General features: G+C 70.9%; 19 protein-coding genes and 1 pseudogene. 10 read left to right on the top strand and 10 right to left on the bottom strand.

All coding sequences use genetic code 11. The features are described 5' to 3' along the window. Positions 1 to 357 precede the first annotated feature (357 nt). A complete protein-coding gene (locus tag POF73_RS34365; RefSeq protein WP_272122996.1) occupies positions 358 to 972 on the top strand; it encodes an ArsR/SmtB family transcription factor in 615 nt (204 codons plus the stop codon). Positions 973 to 985: 13 nt separating this feature from the next. Beyond that, complete coding sequence (locus tag POF73_RS34360; RefSeq protein WP_272122995.1) at positions 986 to 1,720, top strand: SRPBCC family protein; 735 nt, start codon at positions 986 to 988, stop codon at positions 1,718 to 1,720. Positions 1,721 to 1,732: 12 nt separating this feature from the next. Here the strand turns inward: POF73_RS34360 and POF73_RS34355 are convergent, their stop codons facing one another. Beyond that, complete coding sequence (locus tag POF73_RS34355) at positions 1,733 to 3,562, bottom strand: endonuclease/exonuclease/phosphatase family protein (RefSeq protein WP_272122994.1); 1,830 nt, start codon at positions 3,560 to 3,562, stop codon at positions 1,733 to 1,735. A gap of 302 nt (positions 3,563 to 3,864) precedes the next feature. On the opposite strand from POF73_RS34355, the gene POF73_RS34350 reads away from it, so the two are divergent. From POF73_RS34350 to POF73_RS34325, 6 genes and pseudogenes are all read left to right on the top strand, one after another. Next, positions 3,865 to 5,307, top strand: a complete 1,443-nt coding sequence (locus POF73_RS34350; RefSeq protein WP_272122993.1) for a hypothetical protein — start codon at positions 3,865 to 3,867, stop codon at positions 5,305 to 5,307. A gap of 230 nt (positions 5,308 to 5,537) precedes the next feature. Further along, positions 5,538 to 6,998: an alkaline phosphatase PhoX gene (locus POF73_RS34345; protein WP_272122992.1), complete on the top strand. Its 1,461-nt coding sequence runs from the start codon at positions 5,538 to 5,540 to the stop codon at positions 6,996 to 6,998. Positions 6,999 to 7,339: 341 nt separating this feature from the next. Continuing rightward, the gene (locus POF73_RS34340; RefSeq protein WP_272122991.1) at positions 7,340 to 8,920 is read left to right on the top strand and encodes a TROVE domain-containing protein; all 1,581 of its coding nucleotides are present in this window, start codon (positions 7,340 to 7,342) and stop codon (positions 8,918 to 8,920) included. A gap of 3 nt (positions 8,921 to 8,923) precedes the next feature. After that, positions 8,924 to 9,130, top strand: a pseudogene (locus tag POF73_RS34335) (pyridoxal-phosphate dependent enzyme); the annotation flags it as partial. A gap of 95 nt (positions 9,131 to 9,225) precedes the next feature. Then, positions 9,226 to 10,263: a LacI family DNA-binding transcriptional regulator gene (locus tag POF73_RS34330; RefSeq protein ID WP_272122989.1), complete on the top strand. Its 1,038-nt coding sequence runs from the start codon at positions 9,226 to 9,228 to the stop codon at positions 10,261 to 10,263. A gap of 258 nt (positions 10,264 to 10,521) precedes the next feature. After that, positions 10,522 to 10,671, top strand: coding sequence for a hypothetical protein (locus POF73_RS34325; protein ID WP_272122988.1), 150 nt, complete (start codon positions 10,522 to 10,524; stop codon positions 10,669 to 10,671). A 93-nt stretch (positions 10,672 to 10,764) separates the two neighbouring features. Here the strand turns inward: POF73_RS34325 and POF73_RS34320 are convergent, their stop codons facing one another. From POF73_RS34320 to POF73_RS34285, 8 genes are all read right to left on the bottom strand, one after another. Then, complete coding sequence (locus POF73_RS34320; protein WP_272122998.1) at positions 10,765 to 11,967, bottom strand: TerD family protein; 1,203 nt, start codon at positions 11,965 to 11,967, stop codon at positions 10,765 to 10,767. A 74-nt stretch (positions 11,968 to 12,041) separates the two neighbouring features. Beyond that, entirely contained in the window at positions 12,042 to 12,266 is a 225-nt protein-coding gene (locus POF73_RS34315) for a hypothetical protein (RefSeq protein WP_272122987.1), read from the bottom strand. A gap of 65 nt (positions 12,267 to 12,331) precedes the next feature. Continuing rightward, positions 12,332 to 13,321, bottom strand: coding sequence for a zinc-dependent alcohol dehydrogenase family protein (locus POF73_RS34310; protein ID WP_272122986.1), 990 nt, complete (start codon positions 13,319 to 13,321; stop codon positions 12,332 to 12,334). Next, positions 13,318 to 14,184: a carbohydrate ABC transporter permease gene (locus POF73_RS34305; protein ID WP_272122985.1), complete on the bottom strand. Its 867-nt coding sequence runs from the start codon at positions 14,182 to 14,184 to the stop codon at positions 13,318 to 13,320. Before POF73_RS34305 ends, POF73_RS34310 begins: the two co-directional genes overlap by 4 nt. Further along, positions 14,184 to 15,131, bottom strand: coding sequence for a carbohydrate ABC transporter permease (locus POF73_RS34300; protein WP_272122984.1), 948 nt, complete (start codon positions 15,129 to 15,131; stop codon positions 14,184 to 14,186). Before POF73_RS34300 ends, POF73_RS34305 begins: the two co-directional genes overlap by 1 nt. 2 nt (positions 15,132 to 15,133) lie before the next feature. Beyond that, positions 15,134 to 16,495, bottom strand: coding sequence for an ABC transporter substrate-binding protein (locus POF73_RS34295; RefSeq protein WP_272122983.1), 1,362 nt, complete (start codon positions 16,493 to 16,495; stop codon positions 15,134 to 15,136). A gap of 131 nt (positions 16,496 to 16,626) precedes the next feature. After that, entirely contained in the window at positions 16,627 to 17,397 is a 771-nt protein-coding gene (locus POF73_RS34290) for a DeoR/GlpR family DNA-binding transcription regulator (RefSeq protein ID WP_272122981.1), read from the bottom strand. 357 nt (positions 17,398 to 17,754) lie between these two features. Further along, positions 17,755 to 18,564 (bottom strand): NAD-dependent epimerase/dehydratase family protein, encoded by an 810-nt coding sequence (locus POF73_RS34285; protein ID WP_272122980.1) that lies wholly within the window; start codon positions 18,562 to 18,564, stop codon positions 17,755 to 17,757. Positions 18,565 to 18,742: 178 nt separating this feature from the next. On the opposite strand from POF73_RS34285, the gene POF73_RS34280 reads away from it, so the two are divergent. Beyond that, positions 18,743 to 19,708 carry a 5-dehydro-4-deoxyglucarate dehydratase gene (locus POF73_RS34280; protein ID WP_272122979.1) on the top strand — a complete coding sequence of 322 codons (966 nt, stop codon included), beginning with the start codon at positions 18,743 to 18,745 and terminating at the stop codon, positions 19,706 to 19,708. Then, positions 19,705 to 20,868, top strand: a complete 1,164-nt coding sequence (locus POF73_RS34275) for a hypothetical protein (protein ID WP_272122978.1) — start codon at positions 19,705 to 19,707, stop codon at positions 20,866 to 20,868. The genes POF73_RS34280 and POF73_RS34275 overlap by 4 nt, the downstream gene beginning before the upstream one ends. Here the strand turns inward: POF73_RS34275 and POF73_RS34270 are convergent. Then, positions 20,805 to 22,043, bottom strand: coding sequence for an MFS transporter (locus tag POF73_RS34270; protein ID WP_272122977.1), 1,239 nt, complete (start codon positions 22,041 to 22,043; stop codon positions 20,805 to 20,807). The genes POF73_RS34275 and POF73_RS34270 overlap by 64 nt on opposite strands. Positions 22,044 to 22,149: the final 106 nt, after the last annotated feature.

Genomic DNA, 22,149 nt, shown 5'->3' with positions numbered 1-22,149 from the left:
CCCACGCCGAGTGGTGACCGCCCAGGCCCCCGTCGACGCCCTCGCCGCCCCGGATGACGGCGTCGGCCCGACGACTGAACCACGGCCTCCAGTCACCTCGCGGCCTCCAATCACCCCGCTGCCTCCAGCCCCTCCGCGGCCCCAGCCCCCCCCTCGCGGCCTCCAGTCACCCTCGCGGCTTCCAATCACCCCGCTGCCTCCAGTCCCTCTGCGGCCCCAGCCCCCCTCGCGGCCTCCGGCCCCCCGCTGCCTCCAGCCACCCCGCGACCTCCGGCCAATCAAAGCCTCCGGTCAACCGCCCACTCCGAAAACTTGAACCGTCTGGACAAAAAAAGTTTTCGGTGGGACGGTGGACCCATGCTGGACGTCACCGTGATCGAGGACCCCGAGGCCGCAGCCGTCTCCCTGGACCCCATAAGGGCCCGGCTGCTCGCCGAACTGGCGGCGGGACCCGCGTCGGCCGCCATGCTGGCCGGCAAGGTCGGACTGCCCCGGCAGAAGGTGAACTACCACCTCAAGGCGCTGGAGCGGCACGGGCTGGTCGAGCTGGCCGGCGAGCGCCGCAAGGGCAACGTCACCGAGCGGCTGATGCGGGCGACCGCCGCCTCGTACGTGATCTCGCCGCTCGCGCTCGCCTCCGTGCAGCCGGACCCCGACCGCTTCCGCGACCAGCTCTCCGCGCGCTGGCTGCTGGCGCTCGGCGCCCGGCTGGTCCGGGACGTCGGTTCGCTGATCACCGGCGCGACGAAGGCCCGCAAACGGCTGGCGACGTACGCGCTGGACGGCGAGGTCCGCTTCGCCTCCGCGGCCGAACGGGCCGCCTTCATCCAGGAGTTGACGGCCGGCGTGAGCGCGCTGATCCGCAAGTACGACGCGCCCGACGCGGAGGGCGGCCGGGACCACCGGATCGTGGTCGCCGTCCATCCCACGGTCAAATCTCAGCAGCAGAGCCCTGAACTCGACAGTCAGTAAGCAGGAGTCCACCATGTCCAAGGAATTCGAGATCGCCCGTGAGTTCGAGGTCGACGCCACCCCCGAACAGGTCTGGGAGGCGGTCACGTCCGGCACCGGCGGCTGGCTGTGGCCGATGGAGCCGCCGGAGCCGCGCGAGGGCGGCAAGGGCCCCTTCGGATCGAAGGTCACCGCCTGGGACCCGCCGCACCGCTACACCAACCGGGTCGAGGACGTCGAGGGGATCTCCGAGCAGACCCTCAACCAGCTCGACTACACGATCGAGCCGCGTGACGAGGGCCGTCGAGCCTGGGTGCGGTACGTGCACAGCGGGATCTTCGTCGACGACTGGGACAACCAGTACGACGGCGCCGCCAAGCACACCGACTTCTACCTGCACACGCTGCGGCAGTACCTGACGCACTTCGACGGCCGGACCGCCGCCTTCGGGACCTTCGACGGACCCGAGGGGTCGAAGGCCGCGGACGCGCTCGTCACCGTCGGGCGGGCGCTCGGGGTGGGGGAGGATGTGCCCGCGGGCACGCGGGTCACCGTCCACGGGCCCGACGAGTTCGACGCCGTGGTCGACTTCCGCAACCCGTACTTCATCGGGCTGCGCACGGACCGGGGCCTGACGCGCATCTTCGGGCGCAACCACTGGGGCCACCCGGTCGGTGTCTCCCTGCACGACTTCACACCGGGCGCCGACATCAAGGAGTGCGAGGCCGCCTGGCAGGACTGGCTGAACGGCGTGTTCAGCCAGTCCTGAGACCGGGTGGAGCTACGGGCGGAAGCGCAGCACCTGCGGGTCGTGGTCGCTGATCTGGTCGTTGAACTCCGAGTTGACGTGCACGCTGTCGTACTCGAAGTCGCAGGAGCGCCGGATCGACGGGCTGACCAGGATCTGGTCCAGCGTCTGGGCGTTGCCCTGGTAGACGTAGGAGTAACGCTCGCTCTTGGGCAGCGACTTGATCGCCGACCACAGCGCGCCGCCGTCCTCCAGCCGCTCGGCGGTGCCGGAGAACTCGAAGTCGTTGATGTCGCCGAGCGTGACGACGTCCGCGTTCTTCTGGGCGGCCAGGATGTCCTTGACGAACGTGTTGACCGCGGTCGCCTGCAGGTGGCGCTGGGTCTCCGAGCTGCGGACCGGCGGCTGGTACTGCGCGTGCAGCGACTGGTCGCCGCCCTTGGAGGCGAAGTGGTTGGCGATCACGAAGACCGTGCGGCCACGGAAGGTGAACTCGCCGGCCAGCGGCTTGCGGCTGTTCGCCCAGGCCTCGTTGGCGGGGTCGACACGGCCGGGGGAGGCCGTCAGTGCCGCCCTGCCGTTGACCTTGGTCACGCCGACGGCGGTGGTGGCGTCGCCGCCCGCGCGGTCCACGAAGGAGACCCGCTCGGGGTTGTACAGGAACGCCTGGCGGATGTTGCCGCCCGGCTGACCGCCGTCGGCGTTGTTCACCGGGTCGATGGAGCGCCACTGGTACGCCGGGCCGCCCGCGGCCGCGATCGCGTCGATCAGCTTCTGCATCGTCTGGTCGGCGGCGACCGTACCGTCGTTCGTCGCGCCGTTGTTGTCCTGGATCTCCTCCAGGGACACGATGTCGGGCGACTGGAGGTTGTTCACGATCGCGGACGCGTGCGCGGCGAACGTGGTGTCGGACGGGTCGAGGTTCTCGACGTTGTACGTCGCGACCGCCAGCTCGCCACGCCCCTGCTTCTCGGTCGTCTCCCGCTTGAGGCCGGCGCTCTTGAGCGTGCCGAGCTCGTTCGCGACCAGGGTGTAGCCGCCGAACTGGGTGTAGTCCAGCGGACCCGAGGTGGTTCCGGCCAGGGTGTCGCCGACGTTCGCCTTGGGGAAGTCGGCGGCCGCGCCGAGGGACTGGATCTGCAGGCGCCCGGTGTTCTGCGATTCGTAGGAGCCGTAGACCGTGCCGCCGCGGCGGTTGGCGTGCTCGCGCGGCTTCACCGTGACCCACAGCTCGCTGTGGTCGTCGGTGCCGGTGACCACCCGGGCGTCGGCGACCCGGACGTTCATGTGCTCCAGGGACTCGTAGTAGTCCAGGGCGTACGCCGAAGGCTGGAGCGGCAGGCCGTTGATCGAGCCGTTCGCGGCGGTGTCGCCGGCGGGGGCGTACGCGGCCGGCACGGATTTGGCGGAGATGACCACGGCGGCCGGGAGGGCGTTGCCGCTGGAGACGACGGTGAACGTCGGCTTGGCGATCTCGGTGATCGACTGGTTGCCGGTGGCGGCGCCGCCCGGGACGTACTCCTGGACCATGCCCGACACCGTGACCGCGTCGCCGACCGCGACGCCCTTCGGCGTGGTGTTGGTGTAGACGAAAATGGCCTCGCTGGTGGCGGCGTTGTCGTCTGCCTGCGGATCCTGGATCCAGAAGCCTCTGGACGAGCCGTAGGTGCGTACGCCGGTGACGATTCCGGCCACGTCCGTGACCTGCTTGCCGACGTACGAGGATATTCGGGTGCTGCCCTGGATGTCATGGATGCGCACGGAGTCGGCGTGCGCGGGCGCGGTCAGGACAACGGTGGACGCCGCGGAACAGACGGCGGCGACGGTGAGCGCGGCGAGACGCGCGGTCTTCTTGCTCGGCAACGGGATCCCTCCGGGGACATACGTGGGTGCCGGGACGAGAGTGAAACGTGAGGTGAAGCGTGGAACGTGGGGTCGCGACCGGTTGGCCGGAGGCGACGCGCGTAGAAAAATACAGTGAACAGATGTCCGCCAGACTTCTACGCGCGTAATCTCCTGCCTGGTCAAGCCACTTGTCAAGGTTTCGGCCATGTACGCGCCCCGACGGGGAGATGAACCGGGCGGCATGGGTGGAAATCCGTCTAGGCTGAGCGGCTGAGCCGTGATGTGTACGGCCATGCAGAGCGCTCTAGGAGAACCAGCCGATGTCAGACAGCTCCCGCTCCCCCCTGCCGCCGGTGCGGCTGCATCCCGAAGCGGAGCTGGCGCGGGACGCGCTGTCCACGCCGTTGCTCTCCCGGGCCGCGCGACTGGCCCGCTGGGCCGGACCCGACACCCGCATCGACGCCGGCGGCGGGCTCGTGGACGAACAACTGCCCGCCGCCGCCGAGGAGCTCGGCCTGAGCGGGGACGACGCCGCCGCCTACGCCGGCGAGGCCTGGCGGGTGGCCGTCGACACTGGGCTGGTCGAGGTCGTCGACGAGGAGGCGGGCACGGTCGCGACCGGCGCCGACCTGGCCCTGCTGACCGGCGGTTCGCCGCAGGACGTGCTCGGCGTGTGGCTCGGGGCGCTGGAGACGGTGCTCGCCGACGCGAGCGTCCCCGACCTCGATGACCTGGTCGACGCCATGGACGCGGGCGGCGAGGTCGACCTCTCCTCGCTGGACTGGGACCCGGAGGCCGAGGCGGAGTTCCTCGACGGCGTCCTCGGCAACCTCTACCTGCTGACGGTCAGCGAGGACGGCCCCGGCGACGGCCCCGTACCGCTGCCCGCGCTGGCCGCGTCGATGATCGTGCCCAGCGACATGGGCGAGCCCACCAACGACGTGCTGGAGCAGGTGTCCGACGCGATGATGCGCCTGGACGACCAGTTCCGGCTGCTGGAGCCGGTCGGCCTGGTGGACTACCAGCCGGTGGACGAGGCGCTGATGGCCGACGCCGAGGCCGCCGTCGAGGACCCCGCCGCCGTCGACGACACCGACGTGTCGCGCTATGGCATGGTGCGGCTGACCCCGCTCGGACGGTACGGGCTGCGGTCCCGGCTGCTTGAGGCCGGGTTCGAGGCGCCGGCCGTCGGGGACCTCGCCGACAAGGGCGCCGACGCGCTGCTCGACGGGACCGCCCTGTACCCGCAGAGCGCCGCGCAGGCCGAGACCGAGCAGTGGCTCGCCGCCCGGCCCGAACCCCTCGCCGCCGCACGGGAGCTGCTCGCCGCGGCACGGGGCGCCGATGAAGGGGCACCGCTGCGGCGGCTGCGCTGCCAGCAGGCGCTGTCCCTGGTCGGCGCGGAGGCCGAGCCGGCGCTCCGCGAGGTCCTCGACGACTCGGAGCTGGGCGGGCTGGCCCGGGTCTGGCTGACCGAGGCCGGGTTCTCCGATGTGCCCGCGCCGTCCCAGGACCTGGTGTTCTGGCTGACCGTCGACACGGTTGCCGCGCAGCTGGCGGCCGAGGGCAACTCCGACGAACTGAGGGCGCTGGTGGAGGGGCTGGCCGCGCAGCACAGCGGGTTCTTCGCGGCGGCCTGGCGGGTGGAGCATCCGGCGACCGCGGATGTGCTGGAGGCGATGGGGCGGCTGCATCCGGACAAGAAGATCGCGAAGGAGGCGCGGAAGGCCGCGTTCAAGGCGCGGTCGCAACAGGGTGGGTGACGGCTGTTCTGCGAGTGCGGGTGCGTGGGGGCTGGTCGCGCCCACGCGGCGGAGCCGCAGATGGATACAGTCCCGCGCCCCTAAGGGCGTTGCCGCACCCGGCGTTGATTCATGGAAGCGAGTGCTCTGAGGACGTCTGGAGTTCAATCGGCGTTCAGATGTGAGCGCGACTGTGGCGCCGTTCCGAAGTCCGCCACCCTCCACGGCACCCACGGTCACAGGGAGACCCCATGTCGCTCACTCGCAGGGACTTCGCCAGAACCTCCGCGATCACCGGTGCCGGTGTCGCGCTGGCGGGCAGTGCCGGCGTTCTCGCCACCGCGCCGAACGCCCTCGCGTCCACGGACACCGAGGTCGCGAGCGAGGAGTCCGCGGACGCCCACGGTGGCGGTGTCGGGTACGGACCGCTGATCCCGGACCCCAAGGGCATCCTGGCGCTGCCCGCCGGGTTCACGTACCGCGTCATCACGTACAGCGGGAAGACGAAGCTGGAGTCGGGCGAGTTCACGCCCTCCAACCACGACGGCACGGCCGCCTTCGACGGCCCGCGCGGCACCACCCTCCTCGTCAACAACCACGAGCTGAAGGGCCCGCGCGCCAACTGGAAGTACCCCGTCCCGCTCACCGAGGGCCTCGTCTACGACCCCGCCGCCTCCGGTGGCTGCACGGTCGTCGAGGTCCGCCCCGGCGGACAGGTCGCCGAGTGGGTCGGCATCGCCGGTACCTCCACCAACTGCGCGGGCGGCCGCACCCCCTGGGGCACCTGGCTCACCTGCGAGGAGAACTCCGACAAGGCCGGCACCAACGGCATGACCAAGGACCACGGCTACGTCTTCGAGGTCGACCCCATCGACCGGCGCGCCAACCGCGACCCCAAGCCGCTGAAGTTCTTCGGCCGCTACGACCACGAGGCCGTCGTCATCGACCCCAAGCGCGGCCACGCCTACCTCACCGAGGACGCCGCCTCGCCCAACGGCCTGCTCTTCCGCTGGACCCCGCCGAAGGGCTTCGAGTACGGCCGCGGCAAGTTCCGCGCCCTCGCCGACGACGCGGGCGTCCTGCAGGCCCCCAAGTGCTTCGACTCCGGCGGCAAGTTCGTCGACGACCTCTCCCGTGCCACGAAGATCGGCACGGTCTACGGCGTCGACTGGGTGGACGTCCCCGACCGCGACGCCAAGACCACGCCCGTGCGCAAGCAGTTCGGCGCCACCGACATCACCCGCGCCCGCAAGCTGGAGGGCATGTGGTGGGGTGACGGCGGCACGTACATCGTCTCCTCGTACGCCCGCGCGGAGAGCCCCGTCCAGCACGACGGCCAGGTCTGGTTCTACGACCCCAAGCGCCGCACCCTGACCCTGAAGGTCCTGCTCGGCGTCAACCCCGACCCGGCTGATTCGTCGGCGGATGGCGCCTTCGACGGCCCCGACAACATCACCGTCTCCCCGTACGGCGGCCTCGTCATCGCCGAGGACGGCGAGGGCGTCCAGCACCTGTTCGGCGCCACCGACAGCGGCCGCACCTACCCCATCGCCCGCAACGACCTCAACATCGGCACCGAAGCCGAGCCGGAATACAGCGAGTTCACCGGCGTCACCTTCTCCTGCGACGGCAGGACCCTTTACGCCAACATCCAGACGCCTGGAATCATGCTGGCGATCACGGGGCCGTGGAAGCGGCAGAAGCGCGGCTGAACTTAATTCGCTCGCTCCACCTGAGTTGCGCCTCCTACAGTGAGATCACGACATCGCACCTCCCGGTGCGAAGGCAGCGGCTACTTCTTTTGCAAAGAGAATCCAGTGCCGCAGCCGACTTGATCTCGGGAGGCGCAGCTCATGGTGGGTGCCCGGTGCGCAGGCAACGGTTACTTCGTTGGATCTGGCGGTTGCGGGTTCGAATCCCGTCATCGACTTCGGGTCGGTGTAGCTCAATTCGGATAGAGCACCAGGCTAGTCCGTCGCCGACTCCTGATCTCGGGCACTCACTTTTTGCTGCGCCGCCCTCCGAAACGCGAACGAATTCGGGGGAATTCATCATGGCGCGATTCAACACCCGGGCTGCCGAGCTGCGGCCCACTTCGCGGGTGACGTCGACGGGGCGGGTGCTCCGTACCTACGAGGGCGGCCGGGGCCGTGAGCGTGACGCACGCTCCGAGCTCTTCCTGCTCGCGGTCGCCAACTTCGTCACCCAGCAGACCTTCTACGAGACCGGCGCCGACCGCGACGACCGGTTCGCACGTCTCGTCGGCGAACTCGCCGTCACCGACTCGACCTGGACCGCCGGCCTGCTCGGCTGGCTGCGCGGCGAGGGCAATCTGCGCACCGCGGCCGTCGTGGGCGCCGCCGAGTACGTGAAGGCACGCCTCGACGCGGGCGCCACCGACGGCCCGTCCAACCGGCAGGTCGTCGACTCCGTGCTCCGGCGCCCGGACGAGCCCGGCGAACTGCTCGCGTACTGGACGGCGACGTACGGCCGAAACGTGCCCAAGCCGGTCAAGCGCGGCATCGCCGACGCCGTACGGCGGCTCTACAGCGGCAAGTCGCTGCTGAAGTACGACACCGCGTCCAGGGGCTACCGCTTCGGCGACATCCTCAACCTGGTGCACGCGGCGCCGGACCCGGCGAAGCCATGGCAGGGGGAGCTGTTCCAGTACGCCCTCGACCGGCGGCACAACCCGGACACGGCCGTGCCGCCCGCGTCGAGCCGGACGCTGGTCGCGCATCGCGAGCTGATGGCGGTGCCCGTGGCGCAGCGGCGTGCCGTGGTCACGTCGGCCGACGGTGCCGAGCGGCTCGCGGCGGCGGGGATGACCTGGGAGGCGCTGGCGGGCTGGCTCCAGGGGCCGATGGACAAGGAGGCCTGGGAGGCCGTTATTCCGTCGATGGGTGCCATGGCGCTCGTACGGAATCTGCGGAACTTCGACGAGGCCGGTGTCTCCGACGAGGTGGCGGCCCGGGTCGCCGCCCGGATCAGTGACCCGGCCGAGGTCGCACGGTCGCGGCAGTTCCCCTTCCGGTACCTCGCCGCGTACCAGCACGCGCCCTCGCTGCGCTGGGCGTATCCGCTGGAGCAGGCGCTCGGCCACTCGCTGGCCAATGTGCCGGCGCTGCCCGGCCGCACGCTGGTGCTCGTCGACCGCTCCGGCTCGATGTGGGGTCCGCTGTCCGACCGTTCGAAGCTCAACCGGGCGGACGCGGCGGCGATCTTCGGCACGGCGCTGGCGCTGCGCGCGAAGGACGCCGACCTCGTCGAGTTCGGCACCACCAGCCGGCGCCTGACCTTCGGCAAGGGCGAGTCGGTGCTCAAGATCCTGGGGCGCTTCGGTGACCTGGGCGGCACGGACACCACCTCGGCCGTCCGCGCGCACTACCGGGGGCAGGACCGGGTGCTGATCGTCACCGACGAGCAGTACGCGTACAACCACCACGGTGACCCGACCCAGCAGGTCCCCGCCGACGTGCCGGTCTACACCTGGAACCTCGCGGGGTACCGGGCGGGCCACGGCCCGTCGGGCAACGGCAACCGGCACACCTTCGGGGGCCTGACGGACACGGCCTTCCGGATGGTGCCTTTGATCGAGCAGGAGAACTCTGGTCATTGGCCATGGCTTGAATAGACGTACGGCATCCCGGACGAGACGACGCTGGAGGCGATGCGGCTGGCGGCGCGGACCGAGGGGATGGTCACCGACCCGGTGTACGAGGGCAAGTCGATGGCCGGGGTGGTCGACCTGGTCCGGCGGGGAGAGATCGGCCGGGAGTCGACCGTGCTGTACGCCCACCTCGGCGGCCAGCCGGCGCTGAAGGCGTACAGCGCGCCGTTCTAGGCGGCTCGGGCTACGGCCTTCGAGACCCGCGGTCGCCCACCCTCGTTGAACCGGGCCCTGCCCCGGTGCGTACGTGGCCGGATACAGTGCACACCGTGTGGGCGGACGATCAGCAGCGGGAGCCGGGTGCCGAGGGGCCGGACGGTGCCCGCCGTCGGGCCACGATCCACGACGTCGCGAAGCTGGCCGGAGTGTCACGCCAGACGGTCTCCCGCGCGGTCAACGACAAGGGTGAGATCGACCCGGCCACGAAGGAACGCGTCCTGGAGGCGGCCCGGCTGCTGGACTACCGGCCGAGCCGGTTCGCGCGGGGCCTGGTGCGCAAGGGGACGGTGACCGCGGGTCTGGTGATCCCGGATCTGATGAACCCCTTCTTCCCCGAGGTGGCCGCCGGGGTGCTGGAGGCGGCCGAACGGCGCGGCTGGCAGGTCGTCGTGTGGGACTCCCGGATCGACGAGGGCCGGGAGCGGGACGCGCTCGATGCGCTGTCCCACCAGGCGGACGCGGTCGTGGGCTACTTCAAGAGCCCCGACGACGTACTCGCCCGGCACCTCGGCGGCGTACCGCTGGTGCTGCTGGAGCGCGGTCCGCAGCAGACCCGTTTCGCGGCCGTGGGCATCGACGCCGCCGCGGGGCTGGCACAGGGCATGGCGCATCTGGTGGGCGCGGGGCACCGCAGGATCGGCATGCTGGACGGCGTGCACGGCCCCGGCCCTCGCCGGCAGGCCTTCCTGGAGCAGGCCCGGCGGCACGGCCTGCCCGTCGACGACAGCTGGATCGCGCTGTGCCCCGAGCACAGCGTGGCCGGCGGCGAGGCCGGCTTGGAGCAGCTGCTGGCCGGCCGGCCCGAGGTCACCGCGGTGTTCGGGTTCAACGACCTGATCGCGGTCGGCGCCATGCGTGCCGCCCGGCGCCGCGGTCGGCGGGTGCCGGACGACCTGGCCGTCATGGGCTTCGACGGGCTGTCGCTGGGCGAGCTGGTGGAGCCCGCCCTGACCACCCTGCACATCGACAAACGGCGGCTGGGACGGCTGGCCGTGGAGCAGGTGGCCCGGCTGCTCGCGGGGGAGGAGCCGCTGCGGGGAGCCGACGCCTGGGTGGCGCCGGGGCTGGTGGTGCGGGCCTCGGCCTGACTCTGCCCCGCGGCATGCGCGAGGCGGGCGAATCGGGCGGTGTGCCCCGTTGCCGCACCGCCGGAGGCGTCCTACCGGCGGGTCGGACACACCTCGACACAGCCCGGAGATGCCTCAACACAGAGGACGCGCACGTCCCTTGACAGTGCTTTTCAGCCGCCTCGATGCTCGACGGCAACGTTCACGTGAACGCTCACGGACCTACAGAACCCCCCACAGTGACCTCCCGCAGTGCGATGTCCAGGCGGTCGGGACGACATGGCTGACAACCTCAACGTCCTCTACAACGCCGACCACGCGCTCGTGATGGCCGGCGCGGTGATGAGCGTCGTCCCGCTGATCGTGGTGTTCCTGCTCGGGGCGAGGCACTTCCTGCGGGATCTGGCGGCGGGGGCCACCAAGATGTGAGCGGTGCGCGCCGTACGGCTGGGCGCCCCTGTGGGGTGGGGGCGCCCTGGACGTCGTACGACGGGTCGGGTCTGGCTCTGTGCGGCGGGCTGTCTACAGCGCCTGTGCCGCCGGCTTCACCATGTTCCGTACGGTGCGGGCCTTCACGAAGTCGCCCATCGCCGTCATCTCCCACTCGCCGGAGAACTGCCTGATCAACTTGGCCATCAGGACGCCCGTCTGGGGCTCGGCACTGGTGAGGTCGAAGCGGACGAGTTCCTCGCCGGACGCGGCGTCGATCAGCCGGCAGTAGGCCTTGGCGACCTCGGTGAACTTCTGGCCGGAGAAGGAGTTGACGGTGAAGACCAGGCCGGTGACGTCCTGGGGGAGGCGGCCGAGGTCGACGGTGATGACCTCGTCGTCCCCGCCGCCCTCACCCGTGAGGTTGTCGCCGGAGTGGCGGATGGCGCCCTGCACGATCTGGAGCTTGCCGAAGTAGCAGCTGTCGATGTGATTGCGCTGCGGGCCGTAGGCGATGACCGAGGCGTCCAGGTCGATGTCCTTGCCGCGGTACGCCGGCTCCCAGCCGAGGCCCATCTTGACCTGTGAGAGCAGCGGGCGGCCGCCCTTCATCAGGGACACGGTCTGGTTCTTCTGGAGGCTGACCCGGCCCTTGTCGAGGTTGATCTTGCCGGCGCCGGGTGCCGGCGGGGCGGGGGGTGCCGGCGGGGCCGGGGGAGCGGCCGGAGTGGACACCGGCGGGGCGGGCGGGGTGACCGGGGGCTGCATGGTGGGCTGCGGCGGGGCCACCGGCGCCGGGGCGGGTTCCTCGACCGTGACGCCGAAGTCGGTGGCGATGCCGGCCAGGCCGTTGGCGTAGCCCTGGCCCACGGCGCGGGCCTTCCACTGGCCGTTGCGCAGGTAGACCTCGACGATCACCAGTGCCGTCTCGGTGCCGAGCTGCGGGGGTGTGAAGGTGGCCAGGACGCTGTTGTCGTCGGCGCTGCGGATCGTCGCCGTCGGTTCGATGCCCTGGAAGGTCTGGCCGGCGGCGTCCGGGCTGGCGGTGACGACGATCTTCTCGATACCGGAGGGAACGGCCGACGTGTCGACCACGATCGCGTCGGGGCTGGTGCCGCCGCCCGAGCGGTACGTCACGCCCGGGCCGTTGGGCTGGTTGTAGAAGATGAAGTCGTCGTCGGAGCGCACCTTGCCGTCGGCGGTGAGCAGCAGGCCCGATACGTCGAGCCGCACCGGAGCGGCGACGTCCACCGTCACGCGCGCGGCGGAGAGAGGGATGTTCGAGCCGGGGGTCATAGCTGTCATGCCCGGTGAACGAGCGGCGGTCTTTTACCGTTCCCTTACCCGGCGGCCATTTGGCGGAAGCGGGGTCAGCGGCGGTTGCGGGGGTGGTTACGGGCCGTGCGCTCGTTGCCCCGCCTGTAGTTCCCGGTCCAGCGGGCCATGACCAGCTGGGGGTCGGAGGACGCCTCGACCTCGGCGAGGAACTGGCCGGAGCGGGGGGCGTGCAGAGTGGTTGCGGGGCGACCGTGGTGGGTGATCCGCACGGTGCCGTCGGCATGTTCCCGGTACTCGAATCCATGGGGGCGCGGCATGCCCGGGATCGTATGGTCCGGTGGCCCCGCGCCCCCAATGGATTTCCCGATGGATATCCCGTCGGCTAGGGCACCACCACGATCTTCCGTCCGACCCCGGACGCGAACTGCTCCAGCGCCTCCGGGTAGCGCTCCAGCGGTATCCGGTCGCTGATGAAGACCTCCGGGTCGAGGACGCCGCCCGCGAACAGTTCCGCCGCGCGCTCGAAGCTGTGGAGGACCGCCATGGAGCCCGTGATGGTGATCTCCTGGTTGTAGATGCGGTACGGGTCGATCGTCACCCGCGTCGCATAGTCCGCCACCCCGAACTGCAGGAACGTGCCCGCCTTCGCCACCCGGTCCAGGCCGTCCTGGATCGCCGCCGCGTTGCCCGTGGCGTCGACGACCAGGTCCCAGCCCTGGGGGCGGTCCAGTTCGTCGGGGTTGGCGGCGGAGGCGGAGACGCCGAGGCGGCGGGCCGTTTCCAGGCGGGCCGGGTTCACGTCCACCACGTCCACGCTGGCCGCGCCGGTCCGCTTGGCCAGTTCCAGCATCATCAGGCCCATCGTGCCCGAGCCGTAGATGAGGACGTGGGCGCCGAGGCGGGACTTCAGGACGTCGTAGCCGCGTACCGCGCACGACAACGGCTCCACCAGCGCCGCGTCCTGCGTGCGCACATGGTCCGGCAGTTTCACGCAGTTGGCGACCGGTGCCACGGCGAACTGCGCCGCGCCGCCCGCCGTCGTCACGCCGATCGCGGCCCAGCGTTCGCAGAGGTTGTTGTGGCCGGTACGGCAGTAGCGGCACTCGTAGCAGTAGAGCGACGGGTCGACCGCCACCCGGTCGCCCACCGACACCTCCGTGACCTGGGTGCCGACGCCGACCACCTCGCCCGCGAACTCGTGCCCGGGCACGATCGGCAGCTTCGGTGCGAACTCGCCCTGGAGGATGTGCAGGTCGGTGCCGCAGAGGCCGCAGGCCGCCACCTCGACGACGACCTCGCGGGGTCCTGGCGTCGGGTCCGGGACCTCGGCGACGACGGCCTTGCCCACGGACTCGATGACGGCGGCCTTCATTTGACGGCTCCCAACGACAGGCCCTGGACCAGCTTGTCCTGGGCGGCGAACCCCGCGGCGAGCACCGGCAGGGAGATGACGAGCGACGCGGCGCACACCTTCGCCAGGAACAGGCCCTGGCTGGTGATGAAGCCGGTCAGGAAGACGGGGGCGGTCTCCGCCACCACGCCGGTCAGCACTCGGGCGAACAGCAGCTCGTTCCAGCTGAAGATGAAGCAGATCAGGGAGGTCGCCGCGATGCCGGGAAGGGCGATCGGGGCTACGACGCGGCCCAGGATCGTCGGTAGTCGCGCGCCGTCGATCTGCGCCGCCTCGATGATCGCCACCGGCACCTCGGCGAGGAAGGACTGCATCATCCACACCGCGATCGGCAGGTTCATGGCCGTGTAGAGGATGACGAGGGCCCAGATGTTGTCCAGCAGGCCCGTGTTCTTGGCGAAGAGGTAGATCGGCAGCAGGCCCGCCACCAGCGGCAGCATCTTCGTGGACAGGAAGAAGAACAGGACGTCGGTCCACTTCTTCACCGGGCGGATGGACAGCGCGTACGCCGCGGGCAGGGCCAGGACCAGCGTCAGAAGCGTGGAGACCACCGAAGCCGTCGTGGAGTTGATCAGCGCGGGCCAGGGGCTCGCGCCGCCCGCCACGCCGAAGAACTCCCGGTAACTGTCCAGGGTCAGCGAGGCCGCCAGCGACGGCGGGTTGGTCGCCGCGTCCGCCTCGGAGTGGAAGGACGTCAGGACCAGCCAGAGGATCGGCAGCACGAACAGGATGCCGGCCAGCCATGCGGCGACGCCCAGGGCGGCGCCCTGGAACCTGCCGCGGGGGCGCGGCCGTCGCGGGGTGGCGGTGGTGAGCGTGGTCATCAGCGGGACACCTCCGCGCGGAACAGGGACGACACGACGCGCAGGGCGAAGGTCGCGAGGATGATCGAGCCGATGACGACGATGACGCCGGCCGCGGAGGCGAGGCCGTTCTCGTGCGCCTGGTAGAAGGTCTGGTAGATGGTGTATGGCAGGTTCGCGGTGCCCAGGCCGCCGGAGGTGATGGTGTACACCGCGTCGAAGTTCTGCACGATGTAGATCGAGCCGAGCAGCACGCTCAGTTCGATGTAGCGGCGGATGTGCGGCAGCGTCATGTGGACGAACACCTGCCAGTCGCTCGCGCCGTCCACCCGGGCCGCCTCGATGAGCTGCGGGTCACGGCTCTGCAGTCCGGCGAGCAGGATCAGCGTCATGAACGGCGTCCACTGCCAGATCAGTGAGGCCTCGACCGCCATCAGCGGCATTTCGGAGATCCAGTCCGGCTGGACCGCGCCATCCCCTCCGATCCAGTGCAGGATGCCGTTGAACAGGCCGTACTCGGGGTTGAACAGCACGTGCTTCCACAGCAGCGCGGCCGCGATCGGCACCAGCAGGAACGGGGCGATGAGCATCGTGCGCACGGCGGCCCGGCCACGGAACTTCCGGTCCAGCAGGAGCGCAAGGAGCAGGCCCAGCACCAGGCTGACGAGCACGACCGTGGCGGTCAGCAGGACCGTTGTCCACACCGACTTGCGCAGATCGGGTGTGCTCAGCACCTCCGAGTAGTTGGCGAGGCCGGCGAAGTGACGGTCGTCCGGGTAGAGCGCGTTCCAGTCGAAGAACGAGATCACCAGCGTCGCCACGAAGGGCAGCTGCGTCACGAGGATCATGAAGATCAGCGCGGGCAGCAGCGGGGCCCGGGTGGCCCAGGCACGCATACGGTTCGGCCGCCGGGCCGCCGGCCGCGCGTGGGCGGCGGCGACCCGGGTGGGGGGAGTGGTGACGGTCATGGCTACTGGTACTTCTTTCCGACGGCCTCGGCGAGCTTCTGCGACTTGCTCAGTGCGCTGTCCACGGACTGCCGGCCGGCGATGGCGGCGCTGATCTCCTGGGACACCTTGGTGCCCAGGTCCGTGAACTCGGGTATGCCGACGAACTGGATGCCGGGCGCGGGCCGGGGCTGCACGCCCGGGTCCTCGGGCTTGGCGTTCGCGATGGCGTCCCGGGTGACGTCCGCGAACGCGGCCGCCTCCTTGCGGTACTGCGGGATGTCGTACGTCGATGTCCGCTTGCCGCCGGGCACGTTGGCCCAGCCGATCTTCCCGCCGACGAGCTTCTCGTACTCCTTGCCGGACGCCCACGAGATGAACTTCCAGGCGTCCTCGGCGTTCTGGGACGCCTTCTGCACACCCCAGGCCCAGGTGTAGAGCCAGCCCGAGCTGTCGGTCTTGTCGACCGGGGCCGGGACGTAGCCGATCTTGCCCTTGACCGGAGAGCCGCTCGCCTCCAGGGAGCCGGCGCCCGCCGTGGCGTCGTACCACATGGCCGTCTTGCCCTGGGTCATGTTGTTCAGGCACTCGGCGTAGCCGGACTGCGCGGCGCCGGACTCACCGTGCTTGCGCACCAGGTCGACGTAGAACTGGGTGGCCTGCTTGAACTCCTCGGAGTCCAGCTGTGCGTTCCAGTCCTTGTCGAACCAGGTCCCGCCGAAGGTGTTGACGACCGTCGTCAGCGGCGCCATCACCTCGCCCCAGCCGGGCAGGCCGCGCAGGCAGATGCCCTTCATGCCGGACTCGGCGCCGTCCGCCTTGGCGGCGAGTCCGGCGACCTGCTGCCAGGTGGGCTTGTCCGGCATCTTCAGGCCCGCCTTCTCGAAGACGTCCTTGCGGTACATCAGGAAGGAGGACTCGCCGTAGAAGGGCTCGCCGTAGAGCTTGCCGTCCTCGGCGGTGAGGGCCTGGGTCATCGGCTTGAGGACGTCGGCCTGGTCGAAGGCGGTGTCGGCCTTGACGTAGGAGTCCAGGGAGTGCAGCCACCCGTTCTTGGCGTAGATCGGGATCTCGTAGTTGCTGAGGGTGGCGATGTCGTACTGGCCGGCCTGGTTGGCGAAGTCCTGGCTGATCTTGTCGCGGACGTCGTTCTCCGGGAGGACGGTGAAGTTCACCTTGATCCCGGTGTCCTTGGTGAAGTTGTCGGCGGTGAGCTTCTGCAACTCGACCATCTGCGGGTTGTTCACCATCAGGACGTTGATGGAGCGCCCGTCGGCGGACGAGGACCCGCCGGCGCCCGAGCAGGCGGCGAGCGGAGCGATCAGCGTCCCTATCGCTGCCACGGCGTAGAGGGTGCGTGGCGCGCGTCGGCTCTGGGTTCGCATGCGGTACTCCTGGACATTAGGTGCAAAGGGGACGGTCTTGGGGCGGGGAGTGCCCTACGGGTTGCCCTACGGGTGGGTCGGTTGGATTGCCGGACTGTCTGTGGTGGTGGGACGGCGGGTGCGGCCGGGGGTCAGACGCGGATGACCTGTGGCCCCAGCAGGGAGTAGCGGTGGGCCTCCGAGGCGGGCAGGAGCGTGCTGGTGACGATCGCCTCCAGCGCGCCGATGTCGGCGAACCGGCAGAAGCTGACCGCACCGAACTTGGTGTGGACGCCGGCGAACACCGTGCGCCGCGCGGACCGGATCGCCTGTGCCTTCACTTCGCTGACGGCCGGGTCGGGGGTGGTGAGGCCGTGCTCGCGGGAGATGCCGTTGGCGCCGATGAAGGCCAGGTCGATGACGAAGCCGGCCAGCATCTTCGTCGTCCAGTGGTCGACGGTGGCGAGCGTGCCGGACCGCACCCGGCCGCCGAGCAGCAGCACGGAGATCTTCTCGGCCTCGGCGAGCGCGCCCGCGACCGGCAGGGAGGCGGTGACCACGGTCAGCGGCCGGTCCGTGGGCAGGGCCTCGGCGATGAGCTGCGGGGTGAAGCCCTCGTCGACGAAGACCGACTCGGCGTCCCCGAGCAGCTCGGCCGCGGCGGACGCGACCCGGCGCTTCTCGGGGACGTGGCTGGTGGCACGGAAGGCGAGCGTCGTCTCGAAGCCGGCGCTCTCCACGGGGTAGGCGCCGCCATGGGTGCGGCGGAGCAGGCCGTGGTCCTCCAGGACGCGCAGATCCCGCCGTACGGTCTCCCGGGCCACGCCGAGTTCGACGGCGAGCGCGGTGACGTCGACCGAGCCATCACGTCGTGCGGCCAGCACGATCTCGCGCTGGCGTTCTTCCGCCGTTCTCGTGCTCATGCCGACACCTGCCTTCCGCTTCGCTGCCCGTTCGGGCCCGGTGGGGGCCTTGGGGGAAGTTCTACAGCGGGTGCCCGGTGCTGACCAGGTCTGTTGCGGGTTCGATGCTGCCCGTATATGCCCGTTCACCGTGTGGCGTGCCCGTCGCGGACCTGCGTGGTTGCGATGTGGCGCGTGAGATCGGGCGTCGTCCGTGCCCGAATACGGGGGCGGGCGGGCCCGTTCGGTGCCCGCCCGCCCCCACAGGACGACTTGTTTCGGTCAGAAAGGCCAGATTTCAACAACGCCGGATTCGGCACGACCCGATCTTGGTACGGCCCGGTTACGGCACGGCCCGATTTCCGGTACGGCGGGCCCTCAGTACGGCCAGATGGGCGGGTCGCTCACGAAGTGGCCGCCCAGGTAGGCGTGCGCGATGTTCTCCGGGTCGAGCTCGCCCTGCTCGGCGATCAGCTTCTCGGCGTACGGTTCGGAGTCGTCCTGGGGGTCGTAGCCGAGGGAGCGGGCGGAGGTCAGGTCCCACCACAGGCGGGTGTTCGCCGAGGAACCGTGGACGACCGTGTGCCCGACGTGCTCGGCGGTCAGGGCCGCGTGGAAGAGGCGGGCGCCGTCGGCCGGGCTCATCCACACCGAGAGCATGCGCACGCTGGTCGGCTCGGGGAAGCACGAACCGATGCGTACGGACACCGTCTCCAGGCCGTGCTTGTCCCAGTAGAACTGCGCCAGGTCCTCGCCGAAGGACTTGGACAGGCCGTAGAAGGTGTCCGGACGGCGCGGGGTGTCGATGGGGATGAGGGGGTCGTCGCCCCGGGGGCGGGGCGTGAAGCCGACCGCATGGTTGGAGGAGGCGAACACGATGCGCCCGACGCCCTCCTCGCGGGCGGCCTCGTACAGGTTGTAGGTGCCCTCGATGTTCGCCCGGAGGATCTTCTCGAACGGGGCTTCCAGGGAGATGCCCGCGAGATGGATGACCGCGTCGACGCCCCGCACGGCCTCGCGCAGCGCCTTCCGGTCGGCGAGGTCGGCGACGATCGAGTCCGGTTCGCCCTCGACCGGACGCAGGTCGAGCAGCCTCAGCTCGTAGCCGTACGCCGGGAGCAGGTCCCGCATCAGGGTGCCGAGGCCGCCGGCGGCGCCGGTGAGCAGAACGGTGCGGGGCGCTGGCATCCTCGGGTCTCCTAGGGTCATCGGCCGCATGCGTGCACGGTATTCACATTCATGGACTAGTTAAGGATCACCATCCTTCGGCGTCAAGAGTGGTGCAGGTGGCGTTCATAACCGTAAACTCTGATCAGAAACCTGCACTTCACTCCGTACTCGTCTGTTCTCGCTCCAGGGAGAGCCCGTGACGCCAGCCCCCCTCGCCGCACGCCTCGGCACGCCCGGCGGGCCGCTGTTCTTCCCCGTCACCGCCTACGACCCCGACGGCTCGGTCGACCTCGACACCTACCGCACCCATGTGCGCCGGGGCGTCGAGGCCGGGGCCGCCGCCGTGTTCGCGTGCTGCGGGACCGGGGAGTTCCACGCGCTCACACCCGAGGAGTACGAGGCGTGCGTACGGGCCGCCGTCGAGGCCACGGACGGCCGCGTGCCGGTCGTCGCGGGCGCCGGTTACGGCACCGCCCTCGCCGTGCGGTACGCGAGGCTCGCCGAGGCGGCCGGGGCGGACGGGCTGCTCGCCATGCCGCCCTACCTCGTCGTCGCCGGACAGGAGGGGCTGCTGCGGCACTACAAGGAGGTCGCGGCGGCGACCGGGCTCCCCGTGATCGTCTACCAGCGCGACAACGCCGTGTTCAGCCCGGACACCGTGGTGGAGCTGGCCCGCACGGACGGCGTCATCGGCCTCAAGGACGGCCTCGGCGACCTGGACCTGATGCAGCGGATCGTCAGCGCCGTGCGCACCGAGGTCCCCGGCGACTTCCTGTACTTCAACGGACTGCCGACCGCCGAACAGACCCAGCTCGCCTACCGCGCGATCGGCGTCACCCTCTACTCCTCCGCCGTGTTCTGCTTCGCCCCGGAGGTGGCCCTCGCCTTCTACCGGGCCCTGGAGTCGGGCGACGACACGAGCGTGAACCGCCTCCTCGACGGCTTCTACCGCCCGTTCGTCGAACTGCGTGCCCAGGGCCGCGGATACGCCGTGGCCCTCGTCAAGGCGGGCGTACGGCTGCGCGGACTGGACGTGGGGGAGGTGCGGCCCCCGCTGCACGAGCCGAGCGAGGACCATGTCAAGCAGCTCGCGCAGGTGATCGAGCGCGGCTACGCGATGTTGGAGAAGCCGCAGGAGCAGGAGCCGGAGGACACCAAGTGAAGGCGTCGGCATTCGTCTACCCCTGGGACGTCAACGGAGACCCGGAGGCACCCGGCAGGATCGCCGCCCTCGGCGTGCAGCAGGTGACGCTCGCCGCCGCCTACCACTCCACCCGCGCCCTCACCCCCCGCCACCCGCGTCACCGCATCGTCACCGCCGAACACGCGGCCGTGCTGTACCCGCCGGACGACCGCTGGAAGGGCCGCGTGCCGCGCCCGTACCCGGCCGGCGACTGGGCACCCGGGGACGCCCATGGCGAGGCGGCCGCCGCACTCGCGGGCGCCGGCCTGGAGGTGCACACCTGGGTCGTCCTCGCGCACAACTCCCGCCTCGGCGCCGAGCACCCCGACACCTCGGTCGTCAACGCCTACGGCGACCGCTACCCCTGGGCCCCGTGCATCGCCCAGCCCGCCACGCGCGCGTACCTCGTCGACCTGGCCGCCGAGGCCGCCGTTCGCCCCGGGGCCCGGGGTACCGAGCTGGAGTCCCTCGGCTGGTACGGCCTCCAGCATCTGCACGCCCACGACAAGACGGGCGGCGTCCCACTCGGCGACGCCGGGTACTACCTCATGGCGCTCTGCTTCTGCCCGACCTGCAAGGAGGGCTACGGCGCCCAGGGCGTGGACGCCGACGAGCTGGCGGCCGCCGTGCGCACCGCCCTCGAACCGCTGTGGCAGGGCGTGGTCGCCGACGAGGGGTGGGCCGGGGTCGAGAAGCTGCTCGGCTCGCAGACGGCGGCGGCCACACGCGCGTGGCGCGACGAAACCGCCCGTACGCTCCAGGAGACGGCCATCACGGCCGTACGCCGGGCCGCCCCCGACGGCTTCCAGGTGCTGCTGCACGCCGACCCGCTGACCTACCGCGTCGGCGCGAACCCCGGCGTCGACCCCGCGCACATCCTGTCCGTCGCGGACGGCGTGGTGGTGCCCTGCGCGGGCGGCCCCGGCCTGCTGACACCCTTCGCCGAACAGGGCCGCGAGGACGCCGTCGTCGCCGCCAACCTCGGTGTGGTCTCCGGGATGGGAGGCAGTCCCGGCACGCTCGCGTCGGACGCGGCACGCGCGCGTGAGCTGGGGGCGACGGAGATCCGGCTCTATCACGCGGGGTTGGCGTCGGACGGGGACCTGGCGGCGGTCCGGGAAGGGCTCGCCGGGCTCTGAAACAGCGGTAGGGCGGACGCCGACCACGCGAGGCCGACGGCCGCCGACAGCAGCCGTACGTCGAGCAGTTCGACGAGTGCCGCGCCCGCCGCCAGCCCGATGACGTTCGGTGCGAACACGAGCGTGTTGGCGGTGGCGGCGGTACGGCCGAGCAGTGCGTCCGGTGTCTCGCGCTGTACGGCGGTGAGCGCGGCGATCAGCACACAGGGCAGACCCGCGCCGATCGCCGCGCTGCAGACCAGCGCCACCGGGTCGGACGGGATCGCGCGCAGGCCCGCCGCAGCGGCCGTCAGGGCGATGCCGTACGCGGCGAAACGGCGTTCGCCGAGCCGGCGCAGGGCGGGGCCGCAGAGCAGCCCGATCGCCACCGAACCGGCGCCCTGGACGGCGTACAGCACACCGGCGTGGGCGGGGGCGTGCCCGAGGCCGTCGATGACGGCGTAGGTCATCGCGCCGTTGAGGCCGGCGAAGAGCATGGTCGTGCCGGCGGCCACGACGAGGGGCCGCAGCCGGGGATGCGACCACAGGTGGCGGGCGCCCTCGGCGGTCTGCTTCCGCCAGTCCCCGGTCGGCGGCCCGGGCCTGCTCTCGCGGACCCGGAGGCAGACGTACAGGCCGGTCGCGACCACGAACGTGACCGCGTCCAGCAGGGCGACCATCGCGCCGCCGTACGCCGCGTAGACGCCCGCTCCGGCCAGCGGGGCGAGGAGTTTCATGCCCTCCGTGGCCGTCATGCGCAGCCCGTTGAAGTCGCCGAGCAGGGGCGCGGGGACGGCGCTCGCGACCAGGGCGGACTCGGCGGCGTCATGGACGACGCCTGCCGCGCCGTAGACGAACAGGACCGCGAACACCAGCCAGACCCCGTCCGGGGAGTCGACGGTCAGCAGGGTGGGCAGCAGTGCGGCCAGGAGCAGGTTCATGCCGATCAGCAGCGGCTTGCGGCGGGTGCGGTCGGCGAGCGTGCCGAGGAACGGGCCGGCCAGGGTGGGCGCCCACATGGCGAGCATGCACAGCGCGGCCAGGCCGTCGGAGCCGGTGAGGTCCTTGACCCAGACGCCGGACGCCAGCCACAGCGCGGAGGTGCCGAAGCCGGAGATCACGACTCCGGTGAGGTAGAGGCGGGCGTTGCGGTCGCGCAGGATGCGGGGGAGTGCCCGGGCGGTGGTCGTCGTCATGCCACGTCATCGTGGGTCTAAGGCGGGGGCCCACGGATCGGGGAAGTGCCCTAGGCGGCGTCTGCTGCGCGCTGCGCGCCTTAGAGCGTGCGGCGGGGTGGGGCGG

This window comes from Streptomyces sp. HD, from assembly GCF_028369295.1.
Taxonomy (GTDB): Bacteria; Actinomycetota; Actinomycetes; order Streptomycetales; family Streptomycetaceae; genus Streptomyces.
The sequence above is the reverse complement of the archived record's forward strand: the minus strand, read 5'-3'. Positions and strand labels throughout refer to the sequence as shown.

What these genes read in the sequence shown, in the direction of transcription:
- POF73_RS34365 (WP_272122996.1), top strand. Translation starts at nt 358, where the DNA reads ATGCTGGACGTCACCGTGATCGAGGACCCCGAGGCCGCAGCCGTCTCC.
- POF73_RS34360 (WP_272122995.1), top strand. Translation starts at nt 986, where the DNA reads ATGTCCAAGGAATTCGAGATCGCCCGTGAGTTCGAGGTCGACGCCACC.
- POF73_RS34350 (WP_272122993.1), top strand. Translation starts at nt 3,865, where the DNA reads ATGTCAGACAGCTCCCGCTCCCCCCTGCCGCCGGTGCGGCTGCATCCC.
- POF73_RS34345 (WP_272122992.1), top strand. Translation starts at nt 5,538, where the DNA reads ATGTCGCTCACTCGCAGGGACTTCGCCAGAACCTCCGCGATCACCGGT.
- POF73_RS34340 (WP_272122991.1), top strand. Translation starts at nt 7,340, where the DNA reads ATGGCGCGATTCAACACCCGGGCTGCCGAGCTGCGGCCCACTTCGCGG.
- POF73_RS34325 (WP_272122988.1), top strand. Translation starts at nt 10,522, where the DNA reads ATGGCTGACAACCTCAACGTCCTCTACAACGCCGACCACGCGCTCGTG.
- POF73_RS34320 (WP_272122998.1), bottom strand. Translation starts at nt 11,967, where the DNA reads ATGACCCCCGGCTCGAACATCCCTCTCTCCGCCGCGCGCGTGACGGTG.
- POF73_RS34315 (WP_272122987.1), bottom strand. Translation starts at nt 12,266, where the DNA reads ATGCCGCGCCCCCATGGATTCGAGTACCGGGAACATGCCGACGGCACC.
- POF73_RS34310 (WP_272122986.1), bottom strand. Translation starts at nt 13,321, where the DNA reads ATGAAGGCCGCCGTCATCGAGTCCGTGGGCAAGGCCGTCGTCGCCGAG.
- POF73_RS34305 (WP_272122985.1), bottom strand. Translation starts at nt 14,184, where the DNA reads ATGACCACGCTCACCACCGCCACCCCGCGACGGCCGCGCCCCCGCGGC.
- POF73_RS34300 (WP_272122984.1), bottom strand. Translation starts at nt 15,131, where the DNA reads ATGACCGTCACCACTCCCCCCACCCGGGTCGCCGCCGCCCACGCGCGG.
- POF73_RS34295 (WP_272122983.1), bottom strand. Translation starts at nt 16,495, where the DNA reads ATGCGAACCCAGAGCCGACGCGCGCCACGCACCCTCTACGCCGTGGCA.
- POF73_RS34290 (WP_272122981.1), bottom strand. Translation starts at nt 17,397, where the DNA reads ATGAGCACGAGAACGGCGGAAGAACGCCAGCGCGAGATCGTGCTGGCC.
- POF73_RS34285 (WP_272122980.1), bottom strand. Translation starts at nt 18,564, where the DNA reads ATGCCAGCGCCCCGCACCGTTCTGCTCACCGGCGCCGCCGGCGGCCTC.
- POF73_RS34270 (WP_272122977.1), bottom strand. Translation starts at nt 22,043, where the DNA reads ATGACGACGACCACCGCCCGGGCACTCCCCCGCATCCTGCGCGACCGC.